The organism is Streptacidiphilus neutrinimicus, from assembly GCF_000787815.1.
Lineage (GTDB): Bacteria > Actinomycetota > Actinomycetes > Streptomycetales > Streptomycetaceae > Streptacidiphilus > Streptacidiphilus neutrinimicus.
The window spans coordinates 4,323-7,166 of the sequence record NZ_BBPO01000064.1 but is presented as its reverse complement, the minus strand read 5'-3'; the positions used below and the strand labels follow the sequence as shown (position 1 = coordinate 7,166).

Annotated in this window: 1 protein-coding gene; it reads right to left on the bottom strand. The window is 76.1% G+C overall.

The annotated features are described in order from the left end of the window. On the bottom strand, window positions 1-2,844 hold a 2,844-nt coding region (locus TR48_RS29905; protein WP_042373213.1), incomplete at both ends, for an SDR family NAD(P)-dependent oxidoreductase.

Here is a 2,844-nt window from a genome sequence, read left to right as displayed (position 1 = left end):
CCCGCCGCGGCGGCAGCGCCGGCCGCGCGGCGCATCGGAACCCGGACCAGGCCGCGCAGCAGCGGCGGCAGCAGGCCCGCCTCGGCCTGGGCGCGCAGCCCGGCCGGGTCCAGGTGGATCGGCACCAGCGCGGCGCGCCCGGTGGCCAGCGCCGCGTCCAGCAGCGCCAGGCCCTCGTCGGCGGTCAGCGCGTCGACCCCGCCACGGGCCATGCGCCGGATGGTCGAGCCGTCCGACTCGCCCGCCATTCCGGCGTCCTCGGCCCACGGGCCGAAGCCCAGCGAGGCGGCGGGCAGGCCGAGCCCGCGCCGGTGCTCGGCCAGTGTGTCCAGGAAGGCGTTGGCGGCGGCGTAATTGGCCTGCCCCGCGGTGCCGAAGGTACCGGCGGCGGAGGAGAACAGCACGAAGGCGGAGAGGTTCTGGTCCTGCGTCAGCTCGTGCAGGTGCCAGGCCGCGTCCACCTTGGGACGCAGCACCGTGTCGATCCGCTCGGGGGTGAGCGACGCGAGGACCCCGTCGTCCAGCACACCGGCGGTGTGCACCACGGCGGTGAGCGGGTGCTCCAGCGAGCCGAGCAGTGCGGCGAGAGCGGCGCGGTCGGCGACGTCGCAGGCGGCGAGCGCCACCTGGGCGCCCAGCTCGCCGAGTTCGGCCGCCAGCTCGGCCGCGCCGGGCGCCTGCGCGCCGCGTCGCGAGACCAGCAGCAAGCGGCGCGCACCGTACGCGGTCACCAGGTGCCGGGCGACCAGCGCGCCCAGCGAACCGGTCGCGCCGGTCACCAGCACCGTGCCCTCCGGGTACACCCCGGGCACCGACTGCTCGGCCGTGACCGGCTCGCGGACCAGCGCGGGCGCGTAGGCGACACCGGCGCGCAGCGCGAGCTGCGGCTCACCGGTGTCGACGGCAGCGGCGAGCACGGCCGCCGAGGCCGCGTCCTCGTCCAGATCAACGAGCACGATCCGGCCCGGGTTCTCCGACTGCGCCGAACGCACCAGGCCCCACACGGTGGCCGAGGGCAGATCGGTGACTTCGTCGTCGGCGCCGGTCGCCACCGCGCCGCGGGTCAGCACGACCAGCCGGGTGTCGGCGAACGCCTCCTCCGCGAGCCAGCGCTGGACCAGGGCGAGTGCCTCGTGGGCTCGCCGGTGCGCGGTGGCGGGGACGTCGCCGCCGTCCTGCTCGCCGAAGGCGGCGAGCAGCGTTCGAGGGGCCTCCGCGCCGCCGTGGAGCGCCGCGAGCAGGGCGTCGAGGTCGGTGTGGGCGGCGGCCCCGGTCAAGCCGAGACCGTCGGCGGCGCCCAGCACCGCCCACGCCCCGTCACCGGCGTCCGCCTGCTGCGTCTCGGCCAGGGGCAGCGACGTCCAGTGCAGCCGGAACAGCGAGTCGTGGGGGGCCGCGTGGCTCGCCGCCAGCTGCTCCATCGCCACCGGGCGCAGCACCAGCGACTCCACCGAGGCCACCGGCGCGCCGGTGCCGTCGGCCAGGGTCAGCGCCACGCTGTCGGGTCCCTGCGGCGCGATCCGCACCCGCAGGGCGACCGCGCCGGCCGCGTACAGCGACACACCGGACCAGGCGAAGGGCAGTCGGGCCCGGCCGGTGTCCTCCAGCACGCCGCCGAGACCGACGGCGTGCAGGGAGGCGTCCAGCAGCGCCGGGTGCAGGCCGAAGAAGCCCGCCTCGGTCCGGCTCTCCTCCGGCAGCTCGACCTCGGCGAAGAGCTCGCCGCCGTGCCGCCATGCCTTCCGCAGCCCCTGGAAGACCGGGCCGTAGCCGAAACCCGCGGCCGCGAAGCCGTCGTAGAGCGCCTCGACGTCGACCGGCTCGGCCCCGGCCGGCGGCCAGACGACGAGCTCGGCAGCGGGCTGAGTGGCGGCGCCGGGCGCGAGCACGCCGGTGGCGTGCCGCGTCCACGGTTCCTCGACAGGAGCGTCCTCCGGCTGGGAGTACAGGTTGACGGTGCGACGACCGGAGTCGTCCGCCGTGCCGACCCAGAGCTGCACCCGCACCGCGCCCTTGGCGGGCAGGAACAGCGGCACCTCCAGCGACAGCTCGTCCAGACGGCCGCAACCCACCTGGTCCCCCGCGCGGACCGCCAGCTCCACGAAGGCGGTGCCGGGCAGCAGCACCGTGCCGCCCACGGCATGGTCGGCGAGCCACGGGTGACTGTCCAGCCCGAGGCGGCCGGTGAAGAGGTGCCCGTCGGCGTCGGCGAGCGCGAGCGACGCGCCGAGCAGCGGGTGGTCGGCGGCGCCGAGACCGGCGGAGGCCACGTCGCCGACCCAGCCGGTCAGCGGCCGGGGCCAGAAGTGCTCGTGCTGGAAGGCGTAAGTGGGCAGGTCGACGCGCCGGGCGTCCGCCCCCGCGAAGACCGCCTCCCAGTCCAGCTTGGCACCGCGGGTGTGCAGCTGGGCCACGGCGGTGGTGAAGCTCTCCGCCTCGCCGCGATCGCGGCGCAGGGCGGGAACGAAGGCGGCGTCCTCGGTGACACACCCCTGCGCGAGCGCGGTCAGAGTGCCGTCGGGGCCCAGCTCCAGGAAGGTGCGGACGCCTTCGCGCTCCAGGGTCGCCACCGCGTCGGCGAAGCGGACCGCCTCGCGGACGTGGCGCACCCAGTACTCGGGCGTGGTGAGGTCGGCGGTCTGGTCGAGGGTGGAGACGATCGGGATCCGCGGCGCCTCGAAGGTCAGACCCTCCACGACCGCGCGGAACTCGGCCAGCATCGGATCCATCAGCGGCGAGTGGAACGCGTGACTGACCGTCAGCCGCTTCGTCTTACGACCCTGCGCAGCCAACTGCTCGGTCGCCGCCAGCACTGCCGCCTCGGCGCCCGAGAGCACCACCGAC